Source organism: Neobacillus drentensis, assembly GCF_036966985.1.
Lineage (GTDB): Bacteria > Bacillota > Bacilli > Bacillales > Cytobacillaceae > Neobacillus > Neobacillus drentensis_E.
This window is the reverse complement of record NZ_JBALSN010000227.1, coordinates 398-2600: the sequence shown is the minus strand read 5'-3', so window position 1 is coordinate 2600 and position 2203 is coordinate 398. Positions and strand designations below refer to the sequence as shown.

Sequence of the window (2203 nt, the reverse complement as noted above, 5' to 3'; positions counted from 1 at the left end):
GCTCCATCTTCTGCATACATTTGAACCTCTACGGATAGCCTGTTATACATTGAAGCCAGATCTCCTCTGGGACTTAAACTGACGCCTGTACCGTAATATCCAACACTCATAGAAATTAAACCGGAGGTAAAGTACATCATGAGTTTATCAGAAAATGTACGTGTGGTACTGTTTGTTATTTCTGCATCCCACCCCATCGGTGCAGGGAGTTTACTTTCCTCTAACTTTGCTCTAAATAATCTAATGTGTTTATTCCCAATTTCTAAACCCTTTAGAAAGAATTTTTTTACATCCTTGTCCTGTGCAACCTGACTAAATCCAGTAAGCACAGCGACTCCGATCGCATTTCTTTGCATATTCACAAATAAATGTTCGACTTCTGCTGCGACTAATGGCCGTTTTTCTCCAATCACATCCAACATAAACCACTGTTTTTTCACAAATTCAACCTTTTCTAAATTAGGCAGGTTCGGAGACCTAATAAACAACCCTTTGGATACCAATAATTCCGTTGATTGTTTATATAATTCCATGGTTTCCGTAAGGCAGGCCATGTAATAAGTTTTTATATCATTTCTTACTGATGATGCTAGAGCAGCTCCATATAAAGTAAGTCCGACCTTGGACATTTGGTGGATAAAATTGAGCACAAATGCGTCAGAAAAAAGTCTAGGTGCAGTTAAATCTACATCTTCTTTCATAGTAAAACCATGCGGAACTATATTCTTTTCCTCGGTTAAAATAGCTGTAATCGTTTGAATGTGTAATGTAGATAACTCTAAGGCATATTTAGTTATAGGCTTAATTTCGTCATCCTCCGCTTTTTCTAAAAAAAACGTAAGGACACAAATACTTGCGCTATCATTTAAGTATTGCGCCCATAGTTGAGCAATCTCACCTGCAGTTAACCTAATCTGCGTTCTCTTGGCCTCCATAAGTAACCTCCAAAGTAGAAATACTATAGGATACCTTTCCCAAAAATTAGCTGTAATATGTGTTAGTTACCTGGCTGAGAGAACCATGGGGACGGTTCAAAGTGGTCATGACGAGCCTCATGTGGAGCCAAGAAAACCGTCCCTTTGGCTCTTTTTTTGCCTGCTCCCCTCATAAATTTCAAACCACTTACGAAATTTTATTATTAGCAGATAAATACCTCCATTATTAATCAACATTGCCAAACCATAAATTTACATGGGAGAGAAGAAGAATGTCAGAAGAGACCTATCAATCTCGTGAGGAACGAAAACAAGCGGAAAACGCAAGACGGAATCAACAAAGAAGTCAGCGGACACCGAAGAAAAAAGGCTCGTTTTTGAAAAAAATAATTATTATCTGTCTCGTGCTTGGACTGGTTTCGACAGGAGCAGGAGCGATCACGTTCGCTTCCATGATCAAGGATACGCCTAATCTGGATGATTCAAAGCTGGTGGATCCTCTTTCTACGAAATTTTATGATAAAAACGGGAAGTTTCTTTATGAATACGGGAAGGAAAAGCGAACAAAAATTACCTATGATCAAGTTCCAAAAGTGCTGGAGCAAGCGTTTATCGCCACGGAAGATTCCCATTTTTATGAGCATCATGGGATCGACATTAAAAGGACGGCTAAGGCCATTTTTGTCAACGTAACCGGGGATTTCGGATCACAAGGCGGCAGTACGATTACCCAGCAAGTAATTAAGAATTCCTTTTTGACTCCGGAGAAAACAGTAAAGCGAAAATTCCAAGAATGGAACTTGGCGTATCAGTTGGAACAGAAATATTCCAAGCACGATATTTTAATGATGTACTTAAACAAAATTTACCTTGGCAACCGCTCTTACGGAGTAGCGGCTGCAGCAAAGAATTACTATGGTATCGAAGCAAGTAATTTAAAAAAAATGACGCTCGCGCAGGCAGCAATGTTAGCCGGACTGCCGCAGAGTCCGAATAACTACGACCCGACCAAGCCGGAAAACAAAGAAGCAGCAACAAATCGTCGGAATATTGTCTTAGGTTCGATGCTTAGAGATGGGTATATAACGGAGAAACAATTGAAGGAAGCTTCCAAAGTTCCAATTACGGAGGGTCTTGTACCAAAAAGCACGCAACAAAGTATGCCATACGAGGCGTTTTTGGATGCTGTGGTAAAAGAGGTAAAGGGCAAGCTGAAGGATGTAGACATCAGTGAGGACGGATTATCTATTTATACTACCCTTGATCCA

General features: G+C 40.1%; 2 protein-coding genes. One reads left to right on the top strand and one right to left on the bottom strand.

All coding sequences use genetic code 11. The features are described 5' to 3' along the window. Positions 1–935: DUF3231 family protein (locus V7659_RS15470; protein ID WP_335540748.1), on the bottom strand; the 935-nt coding region annotated here is incomplete at its 3' end. Between the two features lie 272 nt (positions 936–1207). Between V7659_RS15470 and V7659_RS15465 the strand changes: the two genes are divergently transcribed. Then, positions 1208–2203, top strand: a 996-nt coding sequence (locus V7659_RS15465) for a transglycosylase domain-containing protein (protein ID WP_335540747.1), incomplete at its 3' end; no start/stop codon positions are given.